Below are 25,099 nucleotides of genomic sequence, written 5' to 3'. Positions count from 1 at the left end.
ATGGAACATCACAAGCATCATAATCACGAAAAACGTCCCGAGCACAGGGTGGAAATGAACCGTTCAGGCCACGACCATTCCCACGCCGAAATGGATCATTCGGATCATCACAGAATGATGATTGAAGATTTTAAGCGAAGATTCTGGATTTCACTCATTTTGACGATTCCTATTTTGGCATTATCGCCTATGATTCAAGAATTGCTGGGAGTTGAATGGATTTTTACGGGAAGCGACATCGTCCTTTTTGCCCTGTCTTCCATAGTATATTTCTATGGAGGTTGGCCATTTTTATCGGGTTTGGTAAGCGAGATTAAAGCCAAAACGATAGGAATGATGACGCTCATTGCCATCGCGATTACTGCAGCTTATTTCTATAGTTCCGCAGTCATTTTTGGTTTCGAAGGTCAAACTTTCTTTTGGGAACTGGCAACGCTTATCGTTGTGATGTTGGTTGGTCATTGGCTTGAAATGCGTTCCATTTTAGGAGCAAGCAAAGCCTTAGAGGCCCTGGCGGAATTAATGCCCAACGAAGCAAATCTGGTTGATGGCAACCAGACCCGAAAAGTAAAAATAAATGAGCTAAACAAAGGTGATATCATTTTAATCAAGCCTGGAGAAAAAGTTCCCGCTGATGGGATTATCGTCGAAGGTGAAAGTGACCTGAATGAAAGTATGCTCACAGGTGAGAGCCGACCTGTCACGAAAACAGTCGATGATGAAGTGATTGGTGGTGCCATAAATGGAAATGGAGTTGTAAAAGTTCAGGTTAAAGGTATTGGTGAAGATGCTTATTTATCCAAGGTGATAAATATGGTGCAGGAAGCCCAAAAACAAAAATCGAAATCCCAACGATTGGCAGACGTAGCTGCTAAATGGCTTACTATAATTGCCTTGGTAGTGGGTTTTGGAACCTTCTTTACGTGGTTGGCATTAGGCGAAACGATGGCATTTGCAATGGAACGAATGGTAACTATTATGGTAATCTCCTGCCCTCACGCCCTGGGATTGGCCGTGCCATTGGTTGCAGCGATATCAACAAGTATTTCCGCGAGAAATGGATTATTGATCCGAAATAGAACCGCTTTTGAAGCATCCAGAAAAATAACGACCATTGTATTTGATAAAACAGGAACACTTACCAAGGGCACACACGAAGTGACACGCATCGTTTCCCTATCTTCAAAATATGACGAAAGAGAGCTTTTAAAATACGCCACGGCAGCTGAAAGTCCATCGGAACATCATATTTCCAAAGGATTAATGCGGAAGGCAAAAGAAGAAAAAATTGATATTCCCCCGGTAACCGACTTCAAGTACAATGCGGGTATCGGGGTTAGTGGAACCGTAAATGGCAAAAAAGTGCAGGTAGGTGGATTTTTATTGCTGGAGCAATTAAAAAAATCTGTTGACGAAGATAAAGATGAAGGCGTTGAGACCAAGGTTTTTGCCATTATTGATGACGAGTTAATTGGCTTTATAACCTTTGCGGACGAAATCAGGGAAAGTTCCTATGGCGCTATTAAAACGCTTCACGAAAACAATATTAAAGTATCCTTGCTCACCGGCGATAATGAAATCGTGGCCAAAGACGTGGCCGAGAAACTCGGGCTCGACGATTATATGGCAGAAGTATTGCCAGACCAAAAACTTGACCAGATAAAAAAACTTCAAGCTAAAGGCGAATTTGTTGCAATGGTAGGTGATGGCGTAAATGATGCGCCTGCTTTGGCACAAGCAGATGTGGGCATAGCTATTGGTTCGGGAACGGATGTGGCTGCCGAGACTGCGGATATCGTATTGATGGACAGTGATCCTAAAGATATCGTTAACCTGATATTGTTTGGGAAAGCGACCTATCGTAAAATGGTTCAAAATTTAGGTTGGGCAACGGGTTATAACATAATAGCCATTCCATTGGCAACAGGCTTCATACCGGGGCTTATGATCAGTCCAGCCTTTGGTGCCGCATTGATGAGTATCAGTACGATTATCGCAGCAGGAAATGCACAATTACTTAAAGGAAGTATGAAAAATTAATATTATGAAAGACAAAATAAACCACGACAAAAAAAACAATGATAATTATACGCGATTTTTCTTAATGCTGGGAGGGTCATTTATCGCAATGTACATTACAATGTATTTGAACACTTATGAAATCGACCACGTCTATTTCAGCCTTACGCGCTTTTATATGACCTGTTTGGGCATTGCTGCGATGGCCGTTATAATGCTGTCCCTGATGCTCAAAATGTACAAAAACAAAAAGAAAAATATTGCTATTTATGTGGGCAGTGTGGTATTGTTTATAAGCGCGCTTGGCTTGGTTAGGGCCCAGGCACCCATCATTGGAGATGTTTTATATATGAGGGCTATGATACCGCATCACTCCATTGCGATTCTAACCAGTAAAAGAGCTGATATCAAGGATCCGGAAGTGAGAAAGTTAGCCGATGACATTATCGAAGCCCAAAAAAGGGAAATCGCTGAAATGAAAAAGTATATCAAGCGATTGGAAAATAATGATTAAAATAGTTTGTATAAATAAATAACACAAAATAATCCCAAGCACAACGAGGTCTCGGTAAAATACCCCAAAGATTTTAAAAACTTTGGGGTTAGGGAAAAGATTTAAAATCAAAATTATAACAATGAAAAAATACATTATTTATATCGCAATTTTAGCCGCAGGACTTGTCCTGGGTTATGTGTTCTTTGGAAATTCGAATGACGGAACTTCTAATGCCAACACCTCTGGAGTTTCAGAAAACTCCAAAAAAGAAACCCAAATGTGGACCTGCTCAATGCATCCACAGATTATGCAGCCCGAACCGGGTGACTGCCCCATTTGCGGAATGGACTTAATTCCCGCAGAATCAGGCGCAGACGGACTGGCGGCGAACGAAATTAAAATGACCGAAAACGCAATCGCACTGGCCAATATTCAAACCACTATCGTGGGAGCCGAAACGGCTGAAAAGGATAATATGATTTCGCTCTCGGGAAAAATTAAAGCGAGCGAAGAAGAAAGCGCTGTCCAAGCCAGTTACTTTGACGGCAGGATTGAACGGCTCAACGTTAATTATGAAGGTCAGGAAGTGAGGAAAGGTCAAGTATTGGCTACTATTTATGCGCCCAACCTTGTAGCGGCACAGCAGGAACTTATTACCGCCGCATCGCTCAAAGAATCACAGCCCTCACTATACAAAGCGGTAAGGAACAAACTGAAACTGTGGAAACTCTCGGAAGCACAAATCAACAGTATCGAGGAATCGGGTAAAGTACGTGAGAACTTTCCTATCTACGCTACGGTATCGGGCACGGTAAGTGAAAAATTGGCATCCGAAGGCGACTACGTTAAGCAGGGGCAGCCCATAGTTAAAGTAAACAATCTAAACACGGTATGGGCAGAATTTGATGCTTATGAGAGTCAGATTTCCCAATTCAAAAAAGGTCAAAAAATCAAGGTTACTACCAATGCCTATCCCAACAAGGAATTTGATGCAACGGTATCGTTCATACAACCTGTTTTAAATACCCAGACCAGGACCGTAACGGTTCGTGCCAACCTCCAAAATGACAAAGGCATTTTTAAACCCGGAATGTTTGTAACAGGAAAGGTAGAAGGTAAGTCCAACGGTATGGAATCACCACTCACTGTTCCTGCAAGTGCCGTGATGTGGACAGGCGAACGCTCATTGGTCTATAAAAAAACTAATCCCAATGAACCTATTTTTGAAATGCAGGAAGTAACCCTCGGCAGCCATACCGGCGATAATTTCACAATAGTTTCGGGTCTTGAAAAAGGAGATGAAGTTGTTACCAACGGCACATTTACCGTAGATGCGGCCGCTCAATTACAGGGCAAGAAATCGATGATGAACCAACGTGAATCGAATACGGATAAAGGTTCAATGGAGGAAATGAAAATGGAACTGTCAAACAAAGTTCAAAATGTTCTTATGGAAAGTATTAAACCCTATTTACAGATGAAAAATGCATTTGTGGAGAGTGATGCAAAAAACGTTTCAGCTTTTGCAAAGTCCACTTTGCAAAAAATCAATTCAATTCCTGAAGCAGAATTGGGAAAGATGGAAAAATCGCATTTAGGGCAAATTGAGAAAATGCTGACTGCCATTGCCGAGAATGACGACATAGAGAACCAACGCAGTCATTTTGTAATCTTAAACCAAAATATGGTGCCTTTGGTTATGAACATTGATGAGCCAGGCCAACAACTTTATATTCAAAATTGTCCGATGGCCAATAACAACAACGGGGCTTTCTGGATAAGCACAGATAAAGAAATCAAAAATCCTTATTATGGAGATGCTATGTTGACTTGTGGTAGTGTGATTGAGTCTATTCAATAATCAATTTTGAACTCCCATCAATTATTCAAAATAGGAAGTTGCACAAAAATAGGTGGAAAGGGAATCAAGCTTTTTCACAAAAGGATAAAAAAACCGCCCTTATTCAGGACGGTTTCGGGGAGAAAACCCCAATCGCATTTAAGCAACTGTTACAGAACCTAAATGAGTGCTATTGGAGACTTTTGTGCCATCTGCAGAAACAAATCCTAAATACACCTCAACAACGTCACCGGAATATTCAGCCGGCAATACCAATGTTTCAGTTCTTAAGGATCTTACTGGACCACTTGTGGTGTAAATACTTTCTTTCTTGTCCGGGTTCAGGACCAGAATTAAAGATTTATCGGTGGCAAGAGCATTTCCACTGCTGGAGTTGTCATCCCAAGATATTTCAATTTCTTCTGGAGCAGAAGATGTAGCGGTTCCATTGGCCACACCTTTCAAATTACCGCGACTTACCAATGCGTTTGGATAGTCAATGTTATAGTTGGGATAAGCACCAACCACTCCATTATACAGATTGTAAGACATTGCGGCGTTGAATTCCGTCATCTTAATTGCGTATTGCTTAAATCCAACACGCAGAAAATCTGCCATCGGTTGGAGGAAAAACAACACTTTAGCAAACTTAGACCGTTGGTCTAATTGCCCTTCAGTTTTGGGGTTCGCTACGCTGGAAGGTTTGATTCGTAGGTAATCGATGCCCTTCCAGGTCCCACCGATTACATTCCCGATTTTTCCGGATACACCGCCGAGAATACCTTGATTGATGATTGCCATAATTTATATGTATTTATGGGTTAAACAAATGTTCGGACTTGGCACGGACTTCATACGGCGTTGTCCTTATACAACTAAATTACTTCAATTAATGTGCGGAGCTCTGGTAGCGGGGGGTGTTGCTTTTACTTGCTTTGTTTTGCCTTTCAGAAATGGATTTTCTTATAAATGAAGAGTTTAAAATGCATCTGATTTATACATCAGTTGTCGAAGGATGGCCTTTTTCGCGGTATCAATCAGTTTTAGAGTCAGCTTTAGTTTTTGTTCATTGAGTTCTAAAGATTTTAGGGCTTGGATGGATTGGTTGAATCTTTCAAAATTTCTGGATGCGATAGATTCACTTTTCTCAAGATGGGTTTTCACATCTCCAATGGTTATAGACGGAATCACGGATCCTTTCAAAAAGTAATGGAATGATTTTGATTTCCATAATCCGGAACATAACCAGTACATAAAATCTCTGTGGATTTCGCCGGTTGTAGTGCAGACAAAGCAATTCGGACAAGATTCCTTTAATGGTTTTCCACTGTTTAATCCTTTATTGAGTATAAAGAAATGTGGTTTGGAATAGGTGAGGGGTAGTCTGTGAGTTTTGATTCGGAACGTTTTCATATAAAAGCTTTTTAGAATTGGCTTCTTTTTGCTTCGCATTAATTTTTTTCAGAAGAGAAAATCAGAAGCGAAAAAAAAGAAAAGAGAAAGCTTTCGTTTAGGCGGGTTTGCTGGGGTTGTCAAGGTTTTTGAATGAAAATACTATCCAGCCAGAGGCGGATGGAGATTTTCATCAAAACCCGGAGGGCTTGACCTTGAAAACCCGTGGTGGCTGAAGAATGGGGCAACCCGCCTATCTTTGCTGACCTCTTTTATTAATTTTTAGGGGAACGACTAAAAAAAAGAGCCCCCTAAAAAGGGAGCTCTGTGAGGCAGCACTCTAGCCAAAGGATGCGCAACGTATACTCCTTGAAGCCTACGTAATGCACACCAATGAAGAACGGACTGCCCGAGGTGCGTATGCCCGCCAACAACCACCGGCTGCCTAAACGGACTCTAAATAAAAACTTGAACATAATGCCTTATGCCACAGGATCGGTGCGACTGATGCAAGGGCTGTTAAAAAAAATACTACCCGTGTGTTAAGAGCGTAACAATCAGGTGGAAACCATAGTATCATTAACAGTGAAAATTTGAATGCAAGCAAGAAGCGAGGGTGGAGATTTTTTTTTAAAACAGGCGAAGCGAACCCTTGCAGCTCTCGCATCCGCACGCCTGTACCTTTGCTTTATGTTGGAGTTTTTACTTCTCTCTAACGTAAGGATGATTTGATTCGGAATTAAAAGTGGGGTTATTGTATTTCTGTTAATCGGATGAATCGGAACACGGAATTTCATAGCAAGTGGAATAATGAAAAGTTTTATTTTCAAATCGAAAGTTCATTTGAGATTGAAATTATTTGGAGTCAAGAATGATTATGAGATGACCATTCTTAAATGATCAAGTGGATGTTTATTCTTATTCGATTGAAGTTTATAAGGCAGGTAAACCAAAGCGGAGCTATAGTGGAAGCAAGGAATGGAGGGCAACGAAATGGATTGCTGGAACTATAATGCGAGCCGCCTGCGAGCGGAGCAAGGGTGGTGGATGCATAAGCCCGAGGAATGAGGGCGGCAGACGCCTACCGTTTACGGCAGGGCTGGCGCGATTTTTTGCTTCAGCGTTGGGAAAGGCAAGGGTAGCGATTGAACGTAACGAAACGATGCCGGAGCCGTAATGGAGCAATACCTGAACGCTATAAATATTATTGGATTTCCATTTAGTTTATATTATCCAAGATGAATCTTAGGAATCAAAATTGTATTGCGTAATGGAGGTACGTAGGCTCGTGTAGTGAAGAGAATGAGCTACTCTTGCGCGGGTTGCCGAAAGTGGCTGAGTTGAGTGAAGGAGGCACGAGTGAGCGAAATGAAGCGACTGTAGGCAAATTGGGGATTGCAAAAATCGTGACAGCCCGATCAGCCCGCAGCGACCCGCAGGCTCGCACAATTAACAAGTGGCGGCAGACCCCCAAAAAAAAAGTGGTGAGCGATAGCGAACACCTTATTGGGGTTTGGGGGTATGGAGTAGCCACGGGTGAGGAAGGAGAGCAGCGTGTGAAGCAAAACAAATAAATAGCGCCGGCGAGGACGTGTCGCCGCAGCGGTGCTATTTATGGTATATGCAAGCCTTTGAGATACCTGGGGTTTAATGACCGAGAGATTGCTTCACTGCGTTCGCAATGACGTGGCGCGACCAAATGGGCTTGCAGATATGTTTTTGCGGAACAAAGCGGAACGACTGACGAACACCGCTTTACCTGCGTTTGGATGCGCGTGGGAAAAAGCAAGGGTGCGACTGATTGAGGTGGAGAGCAACGGAACCGATTGAAGGAGTACTCTTGCTGCGCGTTGCTGGAAGTGGGTGATTGTAGAGAGTGAGGCACGAACGAACGAAAAGAACCGACTGGAAGCAAATGGCTGTGCGGTGGGTTTTTTTCCTTAAATTGGAATCATCTAATTCCGCTATAGAAGGAATAAGGTTAGCTTTAGTGGTGAGGAAATTAGGGTCAGTATATTAAGCACAATAATACAATATGATTTGTGATGTCAAAACCAAACTGGAAGTTCAACCAATGGTTCAATAATTAATGATAATGCAATTAATGGTTCATAAGAAAAAGCAGAAACGGCAATGGCTAATGAAATAGGTGAATTTCTTGCCGTAGTAGTTAATGTCAGGCTTACCCTGTCTGAATAGCTAAACGTTAAGGATTTGCCTGAGGATTTGACCAATAATAAATATCACAATGAAAAATATCAGTAGAGGAATGAGCAATTTATAAATGACATCTGGGTTGTCTATTAAGTTTTTGAAGCGAACATAGCAACAACCGCTAGAGCAAGGAACATTTTTTTCGTTCGAGAAAAACAATCTTTTTGAAGCCAAGATAAGTATGCGGATGTTATAAATCCTTCCGTTGTATTCTCACAGCATTCAATATAGCCAAAAGAGCTACACCCACATCTGCGATAACGGCTTCCCATAAAGTAGCAACACCGCCTGCACCTAATGCAAGTACTATAATTTTGACTGTCATAGCGAGAATGATATTTTGCCAGACAATGTTTTTGGTGATTTTACCCGCCTTTATTGCTGCAACGATCTTTGACGGCTGGTCGTTTTGAATAACTACATCTGCTGTTTCGATGGTGGCATCACTACCGAGACCGCCCATTGCAATACCAACATCGGCGAGGGCAATAACCGGAGCATCGTTAACACCATCGCCTACAAAGGCCAATTTTACTCCTTCTTTTTTAAGAGCCTCCACTTTCTCCACTTTTTCATCCGGAAGCAGTCCACCATAAGCTTCATCAATTCCCAAAACTTTTGCCACCTGATCTACCACTGTTTGTTTATCACCAGATAACATTACGGTTTTTATGTTTAGACGGTGCATTTCCTTGATGGCCTGATATGCATCTTCCTTTATTTCATCGGCAATAGTGATATAACCGGCGTACTTATTATCAATGGACAATACCACTATGGTATCTACAATCTGTTCGACTTCGGCAGGATAAGCTATGTCATATTTCTTTAAAAGTTTAAGGTTTCCAGCCAATACTTCCTTATTACCAACGATGCCTTTCAAGCCGTGTCCTGCTATTTCTTCAATGTTTGAAGTTTGTAGGCCTTGGTGTTTATTATCGGCATAATCCGTTACAGCTATGGCTATGGGATGGGTCGAGTTCTTTTCCAAAGCTGCTGCTACTTTGATCAGTTCTTCTTTTTCAATTCCTTCGGATACTACTTGCTGAACTTTAAAGACCCCTTTGGTCAAGGTGCCTGTTTTGTCCATCACCACTGTTTTTACTTGGGTCATAACATCCAAATAGTTTCCGCCTTTGAACAGGATTCCATTTCGGGAAGCAAGGCCGATACCTCCAAAGTAGCCCAGAGGTATGGAAACAACCAATGCACAGGGACAACTGATCACCAAGAATACCAATGCACGATAAAACCATTCCCGAAACACATAATCATCCACAAAAAATATTGGGGTTACACAAAGTGCCAGTGCAAGGAAAAATACGATTGGGGTATATACTTTGGCAAAACGGGATATGAAGAGTTGGGTCTGTGATTTACGTGCGGTGGCATCCTGTACCATTTCCAAGATCTTGCTGAGTTTACTATCCCTAAACAGGGCGGTTACCTTTACTTCTGCAAGTGTGTTTTGATTGATCATCCCGGCCAGTACCTGTTCACCTTTATATTTGGTATCTGGTTTGCTCTCCCCTGTTAATGCCGCAGTGTTGAAAGAGGCTTTTTCAGAAATGAGATCACCATCCAAGGCAACCTTTTCACCAGGTTTCACTTGTATCTTTTCTCCTATTTCTACTTCTGAAGGATGTATAACCTGTGATTTTCCGTTTCTTAGAACGATAACTTCATCAGGCCTTATATCAAGCAAGGCTTTAATGCTTCTTTTGGCGCGCTTAACTGCCGAGTCCTGAAACCATTCGCCTATTTGGTAAAATACCATTACGGCAACACCTTCTTCATATTCTCCAATGATGAATGCGCCGATTGTTGCCACACTCATCAATACAAATTCATTGAAGAAATCGCCTCTTTTTGACTTTCGCCAAGCGAGATCTAAAACTTTTCTTCCGGCGAGAAGATAAGCAATGAGGTTAATTGCCAATAAAGGTATAGTGGGTATGGCGAGGTTAAACCCATATTCCAATGTTAACAGTATAACCAAAATCAGCAAGGCAAGCAGAAGGTCCCAGTGGGTTTTCCAGCCTGTTTTTTCTTTATTAACTTTTGGGCTTAAGGGCCGGGATGTAGCTGCTTTCATTTTATTAAAATTTTCTTTAAAGATACTTTAAAAGGTTATGCACAGGAATTGCATTTGCATCAGCATTCATCTTTTCTTGTTAACTGGATAGGAGGACAGGGCAAAGAACCATAAGAACAATACACACAACAATCACCTTCTTTTGGTTTTAGAACAGTTTTACACTTCTCACATTCATAAAAGAATTGACAGGAATTTGTTGGCATATCTTCTACTTTTTTGTGTCCGCAGTTTGGACAGGTAATTTCTGATTTTAATATAGCTTCCATTGATTTTTATTTTTTCTTGTTACCTTGTAATTTGTTGCATTAATTGCTTCCTCAATTTTCACCTTCATTCGTTTTAGTATCGTCAAACTCAATGATCGCGTTACCATTTTCGTAAGGATTTAGGTTATCCAGTTCGGTTTTAAAATCTTCAAACATCCAGTCCATAACATTAGATTAATGGTTAAAAAGCTCCTTTTCTTTTTCAGGGTCTATTTCATCTTTTGACTTTTTGTCCAAAAAATAATCCAAGATAATGCCTACTGCAATAGCTCCCACAAATGCTGTATATACTTCCCAATCATATTGAATTACCAAGGACAAACTAATGAGTATCGCCAATATGGGCAATACTGGAACTTTTCCAATGGATAAAGGAACTTTGAATGGTCTTTCTTTATTGGGTGCTTTGAAACGCAATACGATAAGTGCAAAGTTCACGGCAACAAAAACAAGCAATGCACCCAAAGATGACATTCCCGCTACGATTTTGATATCTCCCAACAATATAAATCCAGCAACTGCTACCATAACTACAAGGGTAGTTGCCCACGGAACTTTCTGTGCATTGGTTTTGGTCATAAATTTTGGTAGTTCGCCTACGCTTGCCATTCCAAAAAGCAACCTGCTAATAGAAATTATACCACTAAAAGCCGCATTTGCAGTGGCGAAAAGTGCTGCTACGGCCAAGGCAACGGGCAACCAACTGTTGAGGTTGGATGCCGCAAGTGAAAGTGGCGAATCCACTTTTGCCAGTTCTGACGGGTCGGCAATGTTGAGTACCGTAAAAGATATGAGCAAATAGATGACGGTTGTAAAAACCATTGTCAATAGAAAGGCACGAGGAATTGTCTTGCCAGGGTTTTTTACCTCTGAACCCAAAGCCGCCATATGTTCAAAGCCAGTATAAACAAAAAACAAGGTAGCCGTTGCTGCCAAAGTACCGGAAAAGGATTCAACTTTAAAAAATGCTGCTTTTGGTGGGCCTGTTTCCAAAAGTCCGAACGCTATAAGAAGGAACAATCCCAAGAGCTGAATACTAACCATAATGATATTAGCGGTAGATGATTTCTTGATGCCCGTAATGCTTATCAACGAGAGCATAACCAAAACACCATAACTGACAAGTAGGGAAGGAATACTAAAAAAAGTGTTGAAATAGCCTGAAAAAGCCAGTAGCACCGCTGCAATGGTGGCCGAACTGTGGAACGCAATCGTCCAGCCCGTGAGAAAAGACGGAATATCAATCTTAGGAAACGCCTTGCGTACAAAAATAAATTCCGCACCCGCATTCGGATAGGTTGAGGATAATTCAGCATAAGACATTGCCGACACACTTGCCGCAATAGCCGCAAAAATAAAACTCAACCAAAGGTCTGTGCCAGCTTGACCAGCTGCGGCACCAATTACCGTGTATATTCCTGCGCCCACAATAGTACCTACACCGTAAAAAGTGAGGCGAAGGGTTCCCAATGATTTTTTTAGTTCAGCCATAATACTGTTCTTTTAATTTCTGGAATGGCCGCTGCATTTTTCACAAATACCTTTTACTACTAAGTTGATATCCTCCGTGATATAACCATCGGGTAAGCTGATATAAGGGATTTTATGCTCTGTTAAACAGACCGTTTCATTACAATTGTTGCAACGAAAGTGTAAATGAAGGTCGTTGCCGACCTCGCACTCACAATTTTCTTCGCAAAGAGCGTATTTTATGACTCCTGTACCATCCTCAATTTGATGCACAACACCTTTTTTTTCTAAGGTTTTCATAGTTCTAAATAGGGTACTTCTTTCACTGACCTTAAAATCCTTTTCCAAATCGCCAAGGCTGATGGCCACATTCAACTCTGCCAACCGCTTATAGGTCAAAAGGCGCATTGCAGTAGGCCTTATTCCTTTGCTTTCTAAAAATTGAACTATTTTTTCCATTTGTTTATAAATTGATTTACAGGTCGAAACGTTTTAAGGATTCCCCCGTTTTAATGTGATAGGCATCTTCTATATTAGCTATATAAATTATACCATCCCCTGGTTCTTCCGTTTTTCCATTTCTTAGAATTGTTTCAATTGCGGCTATTCCTTCCTCATTTTGACAAACCAGTTCCAGCTTGACCACTGGACTATCTGTCACGTGAAAATCCAGCGACGGTCTTGCGCCTTTTGCCTTGAATGCGCCCGTGCCTTCTGCTTGTGAAAGCGTGATACTTTCAAATCCATTGTCAGATAGTGCTTCAATGACTCTTTGGATTCGGTTCGGTTTTATAAATGCTTTTATTTCTTTCATATTATTAACTTTTTAAATTTTTAATCAATTTTGAACCGAGCCTGTTTTTTAATTTTAACTAACTAATTAAGACGATAACAAACTCGGAATCAAAACCTTTGATTATTATTGAATTAATGTCCGTGTTCCAGTTCGCCTTTTACCATTTCCGAAGACAGGTTATAAGCTCCGTTTATGACCACTTTGGCATCCTTTGAAACTTCGGCAGGAAGATTGACTTCAACAAAACCTAAATCAGTAATACCAACCGTTACGGGTATCATTTTGAATTTCATTTTGCCCGCTTCCATTTCTTCATCTTCATCCAAAATGAAAATGAAGGATTGCTCGCCTTCTTTTATGATGGCAGCTTCAGGAATAGCGAAACCCTTTTTCTCGCCCTGCACTATGCGCCCTTCCACATACATACCCGGCAATAGGTTTTTATCCTTGTTTTCAATATCCGCCAAGACTTCCAAAGCCTTTGGGTCGGTGTTAAAGGTTTTACCAACAGACCGAACGGTTGCTTTAAGCAAATTGTCCGGGTGGGAAGCCGTGGAAAAATATATTTGTTGCCCTTTCTTTATTTGGTATATGTCCTTTTCATATACTTTAAAATTGACATAAATTTTTGAGTTATCGCTTATTGAGAACATTTTGGATTGAGCGCCCACATAATCGCCCAAACTTATATTTACTTCTGCCACGTATCCACTTATTGGCGTGGTAATGGGAACAGCGGAATATATTTGACCTTCCGCCACTTTGTCGGGATTAATGCCCAACAGTTTCAATTGGGAACGCAACCCATTGACACTGGATGTTGTGGAACGAAATCTTGACTGTGCCATCTGAAATTCCTTTCCAGAAGAAACACCTTTGTCATAAAGGGTCTTTTTGCGCTCAAAATCCTGTTTCAAAAAGACCAGTTCGTCATTTTTTTCCTGATATTCCTGTTGCATTGCTATGATATCGGGATGCTCAATATATGCCAATACCTGTCCTTTACTTACATTATCTCCAGGTACTACCTTTATGGAACTCACATTTCCACCAACAAAAGGGCTTATGTTTGCCTTATCCTGTGGGAAAAGTTCCAGCGTTCCTGTTACCTTAATATTGTTTCCTAAATTTCGTTCCTCCAGAGGTTTCATTTCCAAACCAATGGTTTCGGCCTGTGGTTTTGTGAGTTCCACAACACCTTCTTCCTCGTCGTGGCCTTCGCCGTGCGCATCTTCCCCGACTTCCGTTTCGTTGTGGCCAAGTTCAGATTTTGGGGCATCGTTACAACTCATAAACATAAGTGTAAATAATACGGTACTTACTAATAGTATATTCTTCATTTTTCTCTTTTTATGATTATAGATTACCCAATTGATATTGTACCTCAATAGACTGTTGGTTATACTGATTGAGGTATTGTAAATGGTTTTGTTTGATACGGATGGCACTGTTTAGAATTGTAATGTAATTAACGTAATCAATTTCACCTTCCTTGGATGCCAATTGTGCCGTGGCTATCTGTTCTTCTGCCAATAGCAGTGCGCCTTCTTTATAATATTGCAATGTCTTCTTAGTTTTTTCGAGGGATTGGAGCAATTGCGAAACACGGCTTTCCGTAACTTCTTTTTGTTCCAAATATTGATACTCTGCCATCATTGCGTCTGCCTTAGCTGACTTGACTCTTGCCTTTTGCGGAAAAAACCATAGTGGAATGCTAATGCCTGCCTGAAAAGTATTGAAGCCTGACACTTCATCTACAACCTGTCTGCCATACGATAAACTAAATTTAGGTAGAAATTGGGATTTTTCGACACCCACGTTTGCCTTGCTTACTTCGGCATTTTGCAAGGCATATTGCAACATTGGATTATTTGCCACTGAAGTTGAATCTAATGTAGCCATAAAATCCAATGGCTCGTAAACGACATCAACCGTCTCGATGTTTTCATCGGTTCCCAAATATTGTTTTAAGGCACGTTTGGCGATTTCAATATCATCAAAAGCTTGTTGTTTTAATACTTGTATCTGTTGAAATTCGGAAGAGGCTGCAATAAATTCCAACTTGCCTGTTTCTCCGGTATCATACCGAAGTTGGGCAGCGGTCTTAAAATTGGCATAAACACTGTCCAATTGATCAGCAAAACGCAACTGTGCCTTGTAATAATTAATTTGGTCATACGCCTGCATCACATTACGCACCAACTGTTGTTCACTTGCCACAAAAAACTTTTCTCCCAAGGCAATCCGTTCTTTGTAAAATTTCGATTTTGAAAACCCGGAAAGCAAATCAATATTTCCCTGTTGCACACCAACGGTTGTTTGTATTCCGGGTAGGTTATTGCCATATTCTTCCTTGCCAGTGAATACTTCCGTACTACCAAGGTCAAAACTGGTGCCTTTCATCGCCTTTTCCCGTTCAATAAATGCCTGGCTTTCCTTGAGCGTAGGATAATTCTGTTTTGCCATAGCAATGGCCTCATCAATGGTCAAGGTCTTTGGAATTGTACCATCTTGACTATTGTCTTGGGCAAATGAAGTTCCAGAAGCCATCAAACCTCCAACCATCAATAATACCGTTATAATGTTTGTTGACCTGTTGACATAGCTTATATCCCCCTTTGTATTGTTTCGTTCCTTTCTCGATTCCAGCCAATAGTAAAGAATAGGAATAACCACCAAGGTCAAAAATGTTGCCGTAAGCATTCCTCCAATGACTACTGTTGCCAATGGTCGCTGTACTTCTGCACCACCAGAGGTGGAAACCGCCATTGGGATAAAGCCCATAATTGTGGTAATGGCAGTCAATAAAATGGGACGTAAACGTTCGTGCGTAGCTTCGTATATACGTTTTTTTAAATCTGTCATTCCACTTTCTTTTAGTTCATTGAATTTGTTTATGAGTATCAGACCGTTTAAAACCGCTACTCCAAAGAGTACGATAAACCCGACCCCTGCCGAAATACTGAAAGGCATTCCACGGATCAACAAAATGAAAACCCCGCCTATTGCCGCCAAAGGCACTGCCATATAAATCATCAAAGCCTGTGAAAATGAATTTAAAGCGAAATAAAGCAGGATAAATATTGTTAGCAGAACGATGGGCACTACTATCATCAATCGGTCTGATGCACGTTGCAGGTTTTCAAATGATCCTCCATAAGTGACGTAATAACCTGGTGGCAGTTCCACTTCCGTTTCCAGTTTTTGCTGAATTTCCTCGACCATCGATTTTACATCGCGTCCACGAACATTTACACCCACAGATATACGACGCATAGTGTTGTCTCTTGAAATTTGCATTGGCCCGGATTTATAACTGATATCCGCAACCTCCTTTAGAGGCACTTGAGCACCGTTCGGCAGGTCTATGTAAAGATTTTTTAAACTATTGATGTCTTGTCTAAAGTCCTCTGCCAACCTGATGACCACATCAAAACGCTTTTCGCCTTCAAAAATCACACCTGCCCTTTCGCCTGCAAAGGCGGCACTTACATAATCATTCAATTTATCCACGGTTACACCGTATTGCGCCATTTTTGCGCGGTTATACACTACTGTCATTTGTGGCAAACCGCTTGTAGCCTCTACGTTAAGGTCTGCTGCACCCGGCACTTCACGTATTACCGCTGCGATTTCCTGTACCTTATCTGCCAACACATCCAAATCTTCTCCGTACAATTTGATTGCCACGTCCTCACGGACTCCAGTTAGCAACTCATTAAAACGAAGTTCCACCGGCTGGGTAAATACAAAGTTGACACCGGGAACCACCGAAATTTTCTCCTGTATTTTTTCTATAAGCTCTTCTTTACTGTCTGCGGAAGTCCATTTGCTTTTATCTTTTTCAAGAATAATGTAACTATCGGCAATGTCCATAGGCATTGGGTCGGTTGGGATTTCGGCTACCCCGATTCTTGAAACTACAGTTTTAACTTCGGGAAATTCATTTATTAGATTTTCAAGTTTCTTTGAAGCCTCGATGGTCTCTGTAAGACTGCTGCCCGGTTTTATTAACGCTTGAAACGCAATATCGCCCTCATCAAATTTCGGGATAAATTCAGCTCCCATATTTTTGAATACAAATCCTGCAATCAATAGCAAGGCAACCGCACCTATTACGACCCCTGCTTTAAAACGAAGTGAAAAATTCAGTATGGGCAGATACACGCGATTCAAAAGGCCCATAATTTTATCGCTTATCCTATCCATCCGATTTTCAAATTTAGCAAACCAACTATTCTGGTTTTTGGCAGGTTTTAAAAATAATGACGACATCACTGGCACGTAGGTAAGACAAAGAATTATTGCTCCTAAAACAGCAAAACCAAAGGTGAACGCCATTGGTCGGAACATTTTTCCTTCCACACCTGTCAAGAACAAAATAGGTGTAAAAACAATGAGAACGATTAGTTGACCGAAAAAGGCAGAATTCATCATTTTACTAGAAGAATCATAGGCTATTTCATCCATCTCGGATTGTCCCATAATTGCATTGGATTTCTTCATCCGTTGATGAATGTGAAAAACCGTTCCCTCCACTATAATTACCGCGCCGTCAACAATAATTCCAAAATCAATTGCACCCAAGGACATTAAATTTGCCCAAATACCAAATTGCTTCATCAAAATAAATGCGAACAATAAACACAAGGGGATTATCGAAGCTGCTATCAAACCGCCACGGAAGCTACCTAAAAGGAGTACCAAAACGAATATTACGATGAGTGCCCCTTCAATTAGATTTGTTTTAACGGTACTTGTGGTTCTCTCAATCAGTTCGCTTTGGCTTAAGAATGTATCGATATATACGCCTTCAGGCAAGGATTTTTGTATTTCCTTTATACGCGTTTCGACATTTTCTATTACCTTAGCCGGGCTTTCGCCTTTTAGCATCAGAATCTGTCCGCCAACAGTTTCATGACCATCTTGGGTAAATGCACCGTAGCGCACTTGGCTTCCGTAACCCACTTTTTCGGCAACATCGCGAATCAAGACAGGGCTTCCGTTTTGAGTGGTTACCACCGTGTTCTCCAAATCTTCAATACTTCGTGCCAAGCCTTCGCCACGGATAAAATTGGCTTGGTGGTTTTTTTCAATATAGGCACCGCCCGTATTGGCATTATTCACTTCAAGGGCTTCAAAAACCTGATTCATCGTGATGCCAAAGCTTTTTAACTTACCTGGATTTATGGCAACCTCATATTGCTTTACATAACCCCCAAAAGCATTTACTTCTACAACTCCAGGAACTAATGCCATTTGGCGTTTTACGATCCAATCTTGGATGGTGCGTAGCTCCGTTGCGTCATATTTTTCTTCGTACCCTTCTTTAACCTTTAAGGTATATTGCAATATTTCGCCCAAGCCCGTGGTAATGGGCGCCATAAAAGGCGTGCCAAAACCTTCAGGGATTTCTTCCGCAACTGCGGTTAATTTTTCTTGGACCAATTGTCGTGGCAGATAGGTTCCTGCTTCGTCTTTAAAAACAATGGTTACCACGGACAGTCCAAAACGAGAGATCGAACGCAGTTCGATAACGTCTGGAAGATTTGCCATTGCCAATTCTACGGGAAAGGTTACAAATTGCTCAATATCCTCCGTTCCCAAATTAGGGGCAGTTGTTATAACTTGAACTTGATTGTTGGTAATATCAGGCACGGAACCCAAATTTATAGTGGCCATTGAGTATATGCCTGTGCCAATAAGCACCACTATAAATAGCCCAATAATAAATTTATTATTAATGGAAAATGAAATGATTTTATTAATCATAAATATGTATTAATTCAGTTGAAAATTTACGGTGCGAATGGGTGCAACGCATTTATAAAGCAATGCTTACTTTGAGAAGCATCACGTTAGGATATAGCTATCCTTAAAAAAAACTGAATTATACTCGCGGGGGTTGGAAGAGAGATTCCAGATATCTGGAATAGAAGTTAACTGTATATAAATTGAACGGCTCTTTATCTTCAAACTTTAGTCGATTGATTAGGGCCGAATTGTTGTTCGCAATAAATAATACTAAAGGATGACAACATTGATTATGAGAATGAACTGGTGTATTTTCCTTATCTGGGTTATTATGATGCCCTTCATTTTTTGCATCATTGTCAATGTAATCTTCAATTACATATTCAAGGAAAGAGTCGCCATAAATTTTATGATCCTGATAATGGGTAATAATACTTGAAATTTCTTTAATTGGCCCACAAAAGTCCATATCTATGCTAATTCCCTGAAAAAAGAATAAAATTGACATTGATATGGAAAAGAATAGTTTCATAATTTCTACAAATGTACAAATAATTACGTGCAAAGGTTGTGCAATTATAATGATACTCAGGAGTTGAAATAGCAAGTGTGGCCCTGAATGAATTGTAGTGCAACGGAAATGAATGGTGGGCTACTCTTGCTGCGCGTTGCTGGAAGTGGGTGATTGTAGAGAGTGAGGCACGAACGAGCGAAAAGAACCGACTGAAAGCAAATGGCTGTGCGGTGGGGTTTGTTCCTTAAAAATTGGAATCACCTTATACCGCTATAAAAAAACGGGGTTAGCTTAAATTGGTGCGGAAATTAGAGCCGAATTTCTGAACGGAGTAATGCCTCAACAGCCAAAATAGCTCCAAAACCGCATTAGCTCTCTTAATACTCAACTGAAAGCGGAAATACGACGGTAACCGAGCATTTAGCCACGTAACTGCAAATGGATATGACTCTTATTTACTCACTTTCAAAATCCTAAATGCTCCTTGAACAACTAACACAAAAACAATTGTTCCTATTATTAAATCGGGTTTTGATGAATTCAACCAATTCACTAAAAGTCCGGCAGTAATAACTCCTAAATTGATAATTACATCATTTGAGGTGAAAATCATACTGGCTTTCATATGCGCTTCTTCTTTACTTTTCGATTTTTGTAGTAGGTAAAGACAAATCCCGTTGGCGATTAAAGCGAGAATTGAGACGATAATCATTGTTGTAAAATCGGGAAGTTTTTCTGCGCCGAAGAATCGTCTCAATACTTCTATAAATCCTATAACCGCAAGGGTTATTTGAAAATATCCAGCAAGTTTTGCAATCCGTTTTTTTCTTATTAGGGTTCCTCCAACCGCAAAAAGGCTAATTCCATAAACGAAGGAGTCGGCAAGCATATCCAAGCTGTCGGCAACCAGGCCCATTGATTTGGAAATAAGTCCAGTTGCCATTTCGATTACGAAGAAAGCAAAGTTGATGGCAAGAACTGTCCAAAGAAGTTTTTTTTGGCTTGTATTTTCTTTAAATTCTGTTTGGTCGGTTTCTTCAGTGGTTAATTTTTGCCCGCCTAAATTCAGTTCGAGAATTGATTTTTCGATTTGGTCACTTTGCCCGCAGTGGAAGACTGTTAATTTTCGGTTGGGAATGTCAAAATCGAGGTTTTTGATTTCTTGAATCCCATCCAGTTTCATTCGGATTAAGTTTTCTTCCGAAGGGCAGTCCATTTTGGTAATTACAAATGTTGTTTTGTTCATTTTAGTCGTCATCTTCGTTTCCAAAAGGTTTTATAATGACACCTATGCTAAAAATAAAACCATCGGTTGGTGCGTATATTTCGGGAAAGCCCGGATTGTCGTGTGGTGGCAATACTAATGGCGAAAAACTGCTTTGTCTTCTATCGGTAAAGTTTTCAAAGTTTACGAATGCACTCCCAAATTTGAAATTTCGCATCAAAAGCAATCCCATTGTTATAAAATCTGCTGTTTCTGTTCCGTTGGACAATAATTGTTTTCCTGTGTAAAAGGTTTCATAACCAATTCGCCATTTTTCAGCTTCGTACATCAGTACACTTCCCGCATTATGTTTTGCCGTTAACGGTTTTTGTGGATTGCCGGGCAAATAGTTCAACTTAGTGTCAATAAGTGCGTAATTCAAGAACCACCGAAAATCTTTGTATGTAAACTTGATGTTGGTTTCCGCACCTTTGCTCAAAATTTCATCGGTTGCATTTTCAAACCGAAAGAATCCGTTATCGGTGGCATTTAACAATAACCCATTGTTGATTGCCGAAACATAAAAAAGTTGGTTGATTGAAAAACCTACTGCATCAAATAATTGCGTTTGGTAGTTCACATCAAAGTTGACACCATAGGAACGTTCGGCCTTTATTGAAGATTTATCTATGGCGAGGACATTCTCAAAGTGGACGTATTCTGCCTCTTCGGTGAAAATATCGGGAATATTATAGCCCAAGCCACCGCCAATTCTACTTGAAAATCCATTATCGTTTTTATAGAGCAATGAAATTCGCGGAAGGGGAAAGAAACCGTAATCTGTATTGTAATCGGCTCGCATTCCTGTTTCCAGAATCCAATTATCTGAAAAATCATAAATATTGTTTATGAACGCACCATAGGTAAGGTCGCTTTGGTCGCGTTGTAGCGGTGCTTTGTCATTTTCATCAAAATTAAAAGAATAGAGGTTGGCACCAAAAATCCAGTCTGTTCTATTAGCTGCCTTTTGATAGGTTAATTCCGTGAATGTATTGGTCTGTTTTCCGTCAAAAATGAAATCGGGAATCGTTAGTTTCCTATCAAAAAACGAGACGCTGTTTTTGATGTTCAGGGAACTGACCGAATCTATTTGTGTTTCATAGACCGCTTGGCTGCTCAATCTTTTTGAAACGTTTTCTTCGGTATATTGATGGATTCCATTTTCGCCACTCTCAATTTTTGTAATGTCGCCACCAATTCTGTCGTCATACGTTCCGTTGAGGCCTATCCAAAAGGTTGTATTTTCTGAGGGATAATAATAGAATTTTGGGTTGAATGAAACCGAAGTGGTTTTTGGAATATTACTGAAACCATCGTCTTCCGGGTCGTATGCTTTTTGGTAATGCCCCGAACCGTACAACGAAACGCCATATTTTTCATTTCGCTGGCTGTAAAATACGTTTGCGGTACTTCCCAACGCTTGTGTTTGGGTAAGCATAATATCCAATGCCGGTTCTTCATCCGGTGTTTTGGATACCATATTTATTAAACCCGCAATTGCCCCGCCGCCATAAAGCGTAGAAGCACTTCCTTTAATGATTTCGAACTGTTGCAGGTCCAATGGTGGGATTTGTAGAATACTCAATCCACTTGAAAATCCACCATACAAAGGAAACCCATCTCTTAAAAGTTGGGTGTATCGGCCATCAAGTCCTTGAATTCTAATATTTGTATTTCCACTACTTAATGAAGTTTGTTGCATTTGAATTCCAGTACTTTCTCGAAGCACCATAGAAATATTGGTTGGGTTCATTACGGCTTTTTCGCCCAATTCTTCTGCACCGATATATTCAATTCGTGTCGGAATTTTTCTTACGGTTCGTGTGCTTCTTGAGGATTGTATGACAACTTCGTCAAGCTCATTTCCTCCTGGTTCGAGTTTAAAAGAGAACTCCTTTTTTGCGCCAATTTCAATAATGGTTTCGATGGTATTGAAGCCTATGTATGAAATTTTTATAATTTGATTGCCAATGGGAATTTCTGTGAATGTGGCGATTCCGTCAAAATCCGTTACCGCGCCTTTCTCCAATTCTTCAAGATATATGGTAGCGCCCATTAATGGTTCATTAGTTTCCGCATTGCCCACAGAAATCGAAATATCGCTTGTTTGTGCGAAGGATAAAATTGATGTTATTAAAAATAAAGTAGTTAAAAGTGCTTTCTTCATTTGCTAATTCTAGTTGTAAGAATAGTGCAAATGTATTTGGTTTTTGGTGCAACCCGATTGCAAAGATTATTTGTTACAATTGTCGCATAAGCCTTTGACGACCAAATTGGCTTGCTGTAATTTGAAGTTATTGGGAAGTTGGATATTGGGAATGGTCACATCGAAAAGGCAAAAGGTTTTTTCGCAGTTTGTGCAATAAAAATGATAGTGCAAATCCTTTGGGTCGCAATTGCACCCTTCTGCACAAACTGCATATTTGGTCATTCCGGAGCCATCTTCAATACTGTGGATGACTTTTTTTTTCTCAAATGTTTTTAGTGTCCTGAAAATCGAGCTTCTGTCCGTGTACACCAATGCGTTTTCGATATCTTTTAAAGATTGGGCTTTTTCTTGACTTAAAAGATGTCTTAAAACCACAGTTCTAACTGCGGTGTTTTTCACTTTTTTTATTTTTAGGATTTCTTCTTCGGTTTGCATTTTCTTAATGTACCATATTTTTTTGTGTATTAACTTTAGTTGCTTTCATCCAAAAATTTCAACTCCGTTTTAAACTTAACCAAAAATAAATATTTGCAAGTATTCGCAGATGGCTTTATGCAAATGCAATACTTTAATATTTTTCTCGCAACCAAAAGGAAACCCTAAACAATAAGTTAAGGTAGAGACTTGCGATTACTCCGGCTACAAAAACCATAGGTTGTCTTTTCCAAATTCGGGGATTTCGTTGCCGTCAAAGTGGGGGAGCATTTCTGCTACCATTTCGGGGTATTTTATGGTAACAGGTAGGTTTTGCTGGCGCACTGATTTCCAATACAATCTGCTGAACTGATATACCTGGTCTATTAGTTCTCGTACTACTTTTATATCTTCTGCCAATTCTCGATGAGTGCATTCAATTTTAAGCTTGATGGGAAAGGGAAAACCTTCACTGAAATTATAAGAACCGTTATTATAGCGTGTGTTGTTGAACAACAGGAATTTATTGAAACCTATGTTGATGAATGTGCCACTAAGTGGCATTAATTCCTTCCAGTTTAAATCAAACGCGACAATATCGGAGGATTCAGTTTTGTTGATGGATACAATAAAAACTGGGATTTCCAATTCTAAATCTCTTAGGCCTTCCTCAATAGGTGCCAATTCATCCCTGCGCATTGTTTTATAGAAGTGAATTATCAACCGTTTTATATCGGGATTATTGGATGCGTATTCCTTTACCGCTCTTTTGATGGAACCTGCCAATTCTTTGGTTTGGTCTTGTCTGAAGCATTCGAAACGATTAAACTGCCCGTTATTGAAAAAACTAAAAGCACTTCCTATATATTTAATATCGAAGTCATAGTTTTTAAAAGCTCCTACACCAACCACCAATTCTTTCTCAAGAGTGTTATCCAGACGCCAAGGAATGCCTTTTAATTTTGCTAAAATAGCAATGGCTATGTTTGGTAAACTATAATGCAAATTGGCGTTATTCATTGCCTTTTCCGCATCTATTACTTGGGATGAAATTCCTTTTTTAAGCAATAATTCTTTGAGTTGGTAATATATTCTTCTTCTGGATATGTCCGCTGAATTTTTGGAGTACGGGCTGATGTATATTGCGATGTATCGAATATCCGGTTCGAAATGTTTTTCAGTTAGTTGGGCATAGATTTCTGGCCACGGGTTATCTAAGTCCTTAAATCTTATACTGAAATTAGGTTCGGTATGATAAGTTGTGCGAATGAACTGGTATAATCCACTAAATCTTTTTTCTTTGCCTTGGAAAAAACTATCTATTTTTTCCGTAATTTTTTGGTCACGTTTATGAAAAATAAAAAAGAAATGAATTTTCGTGGTATTGCTTAATCCATAAGGGCCATAGTCTTTGAGACCGTTCATTGGAACAATTCCGGTTTTGTTATTGCCGAACAATAATTGATTGCTATTGCTTCTAACTTTTCCAATTTTGATTTCGGGGACACGGATAAATCCATTAGAAGTTATAGGGATGATTGCTCTAAATTTTTTGTTGTCAAGGTGTTCTGCGTAAAATAAATCAATGCCCTTTTTAAATTTTATGTATTTGTTTGACTTATCAGGCGCTCCTGTTGTTTCACCCAAAGCGTCTCGGGTTCTGAAATTCCATACTGGAAACACTTGGCCGTAAGCTCTTTTTCCGGCATCTGGCAATTCTTCAAATCTATATAGTTCATTTTCAAATATTACCCAATTGTAGGCGGTAGGGGAAACAAGGTTTTGAAGTACCTCAACTGATTCTTTATAAACCTTAGAAACGCCTTCGAAAGTTACTAAGAGCTCCAGTTGCTTTGTTACTGTTTTGAATTGCACTTTTATACAGTAACGGTCGTAGAGATCGAATTGACCTGTACTATCAAACTTTTGGCTTGGGATCCATATTTCTGTATCGTGGATGAAATTGGGTTTTACGAGAAACTCTTTATTCTTAAAGTATTCGTGTATTTTGGCGTTAAAGTATCGTTTTAAAATAGAAATAGACCAAGCTGAATTTTGAACTATATATGAACGATCTTCCCCGTCTATATTTTTCCTTGTTTCGTAGGCTGGACTGATAAGTTTGGTAACAGGAAAAGAGTGTGGAGCCTCTTTGTCAAAAGAGGTGTAGTAATGCTCCTGTTTCTCAAATCTTTCGATTACTTCATCAGGGACTTTGGTGTGATATACTCTATTAAGAGTTTCATCTTCTATATTACTGAAATATAGTGTTAGGTCGTTCTGGGGAGGCTCGAATGTTAGAATGTTGAAACAGAGATTTTCCATTGGTTCGGGTGTTTTTAGCGGTTCATAA

Annotated in this window: 20 protein-coding genes; 6 read left to right on the top strand and 14 right to left on the bottom strand. The window is 40.0% G+C overall.

All coding sequences use genetic code 11. The features are described from left to right. The 3 genes from QRD02_RS06010 (at position 1) to QRD02_RS06000 (ending at position 4,376) form a co-directional block, all read left to right on the top strand. Positions 1 to 2,040, top strand: a complete 2,040-nt coding sequence (locus QRD02_RS06010) for a heavy metal translocating P-type ATPase (RefSeq protein WP_290254024.1) — start codon at positions 1 to 3, stop codon at positions 2,038 to 2,040. A 4-nt stretch (positions 2,041 to 2,044) separates the two neighbouring features. Further along, positions 2,045 to 2,533, top strand: coding sequence for a DUF305 domain-containing protein (locus QRD02_RS06005; RefSeq protein ID WP_290254023.1), 489 nt, complete (start codon positions 2,045 to 2,047; stop codon positions 2,531 to 2,533). A 121-nt stretch (positions 2,534 to 2,654) separates the two neighbouring features. After that, positions 2,655 to 4,376: an efflux RND transporter periplasmic adaptor subunit gene (locus QRD02_RS06000; RefSeq protein WP_290254022.1), complete on the top strand. Its 1,722-nt coding sequence runs from the start codon at positions 2,655 to 2,657 to the stop codon at positions 4,374 to 4,376. Between the two features lie 138 nt (positions 4,377 to 4,514). On the opposite strand, the gene QRD02_RS05995 is transcribed toward QRD02_RS06000, so the two are convergent. Beyond that, positions 4,515 to 5,156 carry a DUF6266 family protein gene (locus QRD02_RS05995; protein WP_290254021.1) on the bottom strand — a complete coding sequence of 214 codons (642 nt, stop codon included), beginning with the start codon at positions 5,154 to 5,156 and terminating at the stop codon, positions 4,515 to 4,517. Positions 5,157 to 5,333: 177 nt separating this feature from the next. After that, positions 5,334 to 5,768 (bottom strand): DUF6943 family protein, encoded by a 435-nt coding sequence (locus tag QRD02_RS05990; protein WP_237608736.1) that lies wholly within the window; start codon positions 5,766 to 5,768, stop codon positions 5,334 to 5,336. Positions 5,769 to 6,651: 883 nt separating this feature from the next. Here QRD02_RS05990 and QRD02_RS05985 point away from each other — a divergent pair. The 3 genes from QRD02_RS05985 (at position 6,652) to QRD02_RS05975 (ending at position 7,577) form a co-directional block, all read left to right on the top strand. Next, complete coding sequence (locus QRD02_RS05985; protein WP_290254020.1) at positions 6,652 to 6,924, top strand: hypothetical protein; 273 nt, start codon at positions 6,652 to 6,654, stop codon at positions 6,922 to 6,924. A gap of 154 nt (positions 6,925 to 7,078) precedes the next feature. Continuing rightward, complete coding sequence (locus QRD02_RS05980) at positions 7,079 to 7,321, top strand: hypothetical protein (RefSeq protein WP_290254019.1); 243 nt, start codon at positions 7,079 to 7,081, stop codon at positions 7,319 to 7,321. A gap of 76 nt (positions 7,322 to 7,397) precedes the next feature. Beyond that, positions 7,398 to 7,577: a hypothetical protein gene (locus tag QRD02_RS05975; RefSeq protein WP_290254018.1), complete on the top strand. Its 180-nt coding sequence runs from the start codon at positions 7,398 to 7,400 to the stop codon at positions 7,575 to 7,577. 574 nt (positions 7,578 to 8,151) lie between these two features. Here QRD02_RS05975 and QRD02_RS05970 read toward each other — a convergent pair. From QRD02_RS05970 to QRD02_RS05915, 12 genes are all read right to left on the bottom strand, one after another. Next, positions 8,152 to 10,056 (bottom strand): heavy metal translocating P-type ATPase, encoded by a 1,905-nt coding sequence (locus QRD02_RS05970; protein ID WP_269353707.1) that lies wholly within the window; start codon positions 10,054 to 10,056, stop codon positions 8,152 to 8,154. Between the two features lie 59 nt (positions 10,057 to 10,115). Continuing rightward, entirely contained in the window at positions 10,116 to 10,325 is a 210-nt protein-coding gene (locus QRD02_RS05965) for a GDCCVxC domain-containing (seleno)protein (RefSeq protein ID WP_073217619.1), read from the bottom strand. A gap of 174 nt (positions 10,326 to 10,499) precedes the next feature. Then, a complete protein-coding gene (locus QRD02_RS05960; RefSeq protein WP_290254017.1) occupies positions 10,500 to 11,816 on the bottom strand; it encodes an APC family permease in 1,317 nt (438 codons plus the stop codon). A gap of 12 nt (positions 11,817 to 11,828) precedes the next feature. Further along, on the bottom strand, positions 11,829 to 12,254 hold the full coding sequence (locus QRD02_RS05955; RefSeq protein WP_290254016.1) for a Fur family transcriptional regulator: 426 nt from the start codon (positions 12,252 to 12,254) through the stop codon (positions 11,829 to 11,831). A 16-nt stretch (positions 12,255 to 12,270) separates the two neighbouring features. Next, positions 12,271 to 12,609, bottom strand: a complete 339-nt coding sequence (locus tag QRD02_RS05950; RefSeq protein WP_290254014.1) for a P-II family nitrogen regulator — start codon at positions 12,607 to 12,609, stop codon at positions 12,271 to 12,273. Between the two features lie 113 nt (positions 12,610 to 12,722). Next, complete coding sequence (locus tag QRD02_RS05945; RefSeq protein WP_290254013.1) at positions 12,723 to 13,931, bottom strand: efflux RND transporter periplasmic adaptor subunit; 1,209 nt, start codon at positions 13,929 to 13,931, stop codon at positions 12,723 to 12,725. A gap of 16 nt (positions 13,932 to 13,947) precedes the next feature. Continuing rightward, a complete protein-coding gene (locus QRD02_RS05940) occupies positions 13,948 to 18,363 on the bottom strand; it encodes a CusA/CzcA family heavy metal efflux RND transporter (protein WP_290254012.1) in 4,416 nt (1,471 codons plus the stop codon). 118 nt (positions 18,364 to 18,481) lie between these two features. Next, entirely contained in the window at positions 18,482 to 18,877 is a 396-nt protein-coding gene (locus QRD02_RS05935) for a hypothetical protein (RefSeq protein ID WP_269353711.1), read from the bottom strand. A gap of 433 nt (positions 18,878 to 19,310) precedes the next feature. Continuing rightward, positions 19,311 to 20,105, bottom strand: a complete 795-nt coding sequence (locus QRD02_RS05930) for a cation efflux transmembrane domain-containing protein (protein WP_290254011.1) — start codon at positions 20,103 to 20,105, stop codon at positions 19,311 to 19,313. Between the two features lies 1 nt (position 20,106). Continuing rightward, positions 20,107 to 22,290, bottom strand: coding sequence for a TonB-dependent receptor (locus tag QRD02_RS05925; RefSeq protein ID WP_290254010.1), 2,184 nt, complete (start codon positions 22,288 to 22,290; stop codon positions 20,107 to 20,109). A gap of 66 nt (positions 22,291 to 22,356) precedes the next feature. Then, positions 22,357 to 22,767 carry a Fur family transcriptional regulator gene (locus QRD02_RS05920; RefSeq protein ID WP_290254009.1) on the bottom strand — a complete coding sequence of 137 codons (411 nt, stop codon included), beginning with the start codon at positions 22,765 to 22,767 and terminating at the stop codon, positions 22,357 to 22,359. A gap of 204 nt (positions 22,768 to 22,971) precedes the next feature. Then, positions 22,972 to 25,071, bottom strand: coding sequence for a Piwi domain-containing protein (locus QRD02_RS05915; protein WP_290254008.1), 2,100 nt, complete (start codon positions 25,069 to 25,071; stop codon positions 22,972 to 22,974). Between the last annotated feature and the right edge of the window lie 28 nt (positions 25,072 to 25,099).

It is taken from the genome of Aequorivita aurantiaca, assembly GCF_030410135.1.
Taxonomy (GTDB): domain Bacteria; phylum Bacteroidota; class Bacteroidia; order Flavobacteriales; family Flavobacteriaceae; genus Aequorivita; species Aequorivita aurantiaca.
This window is presented reverse-complemented; position numbering and strand designations above follow the sequence as displayed.

What these genes read in the sequence shown, in the direction of transcription:
- QRD02_RS05920 (WP_290254009.1), bottom strand. Translation starts at nt 22,767, where the DNA reads ATGCAAACCGAAGAAGAAATCCTAAAAATAAAAAAAGTGAAAAACACC.
- QRD02_RS06010 (WP_290254024.1), top strand. Translation starts at nt 1, where the DNA reads ATGGAACATCACAAGCATCATAATCACGAAAAACGTCCCGAGCACAGG.
- QRD02_RS05950 (WP_290254014.1), bottom strand. Translation starts at nt 12,609, where the DNA reads ATGAAAGAAATAAAAGCATTTATAAAACCGAACCGAATCCAAAGAGTC.
- QRD02_RS05935 (WP_269353711.1), bottom strand. Translation starts at nt 18,877, where the DNA reads ATGAAACTATTCTTTTCCATATCAATGTCAATTTTATTCTTTTTTCAG.
- QRD02_RS05965 (WP_073217619.1), bottom strand. Translation starts at nt 10,325, where the DNA reads ATGGAAGCTATATTAAAATCAGAAATTACCTGTCCAAACTGCGGACAC.
- QRD02_RS06005 (WP_290254023.1), top strand. Translation starts at nt 2,045, where the DNA reads ATGAAAGACAAAATAAACCACGACAAAAAAAACAATGATAATTATACG.
- QRD02_RS06000 (WP_290254022.1), top strand. Translation starts at nt 2,655, where the DNA reads ATGAAAAAATACATTATTTATATCGCAATTTTAGCCGCAGGACTTGTC.
- QRD02_RS05990 (WP_237608736.1), bottom strand. Translation starts at nt 5,768, where the DNA reads ATGAAAACGTTCCGAATCAAAACTCACAGACTACCCCTCACCTATTCC.
- QRD02_RS05945 (WP_290254013.1), bottom strand. Translation starts at nt 13,931, where the DNA reads ATGAAGAATATACTATTAGTAAGTACCGTATTATTTACACTTATGTTT.
- QRD02_RS05970 (WP_269353707.1), bottom strand. Translation starts at nt 10,056, where the DNA reads ATGAAAGCAGCTACATCCCGGCCCTTAAGCCCAAAAGTTAATAAAGAA.
- QRD02_RS05960 (WP_290254017.1), bottom strand. Translation starts at nt 11,816, where the DNA reads ATGGCTGAACTAAAAAAATCATTGGGAACCCTTCGCCTCACTTTTTAC.
- QRD02_RS05955 (WP_290254016.1), bottom strand. Translation starts at nt 12,254, where the DNA reads ATGGAAAAAATAGTTCAATTTTTAGAAAGCAAAGGAATAAGGCCTACT.
- QRD02_RS05915 (WP_290254008.1), bottom strand. Translation starts at nt 25,071, where the DNA reads ATGGAAAATCTCTGTTTCAACATTCTAACATTCGAGCCTCCCCAGAAC.
- QRD02_RS05930 (WP_290254011.1), bottom strand. Translation starts at nt 20,105, where the DNA reads ATGAACAAAACAACATTTGTAATTACCAAAATGGACTGCCCTTCGGAA.
- QRD02_RS05925 (WP_290254010.1), bottom strand. Translation starts at nt 22,290, where the DNA reads ATGAAGAAAGCACTTTTAACTACTTTATTTTTAATAACATCAATTTTA.
- QRD02_RS05995 (WP_290254021.1), bottom strand. Translation starts at nt 5,156, where the DNA reads ATGGCAATCATCAATCAAGGTATTCTCGGCGGTGTATCCGGAAAAATC.
- QRD02_RS05975 (WP_290254018.1), top strand. Translation starts at nt 7,398, where the DNA reads ATGACCGAGAGATTGCTTCACTGCGTTCGCAATGACGTGGCGCGACCA.
- QRD02_RS05940 (WP_290254012.1), bottom strand. Translation starts at nt 18,363, where the DNA reads ATGATTAATAAAATCATTTCATTTTCCATTAATAATAAATTTATTATT.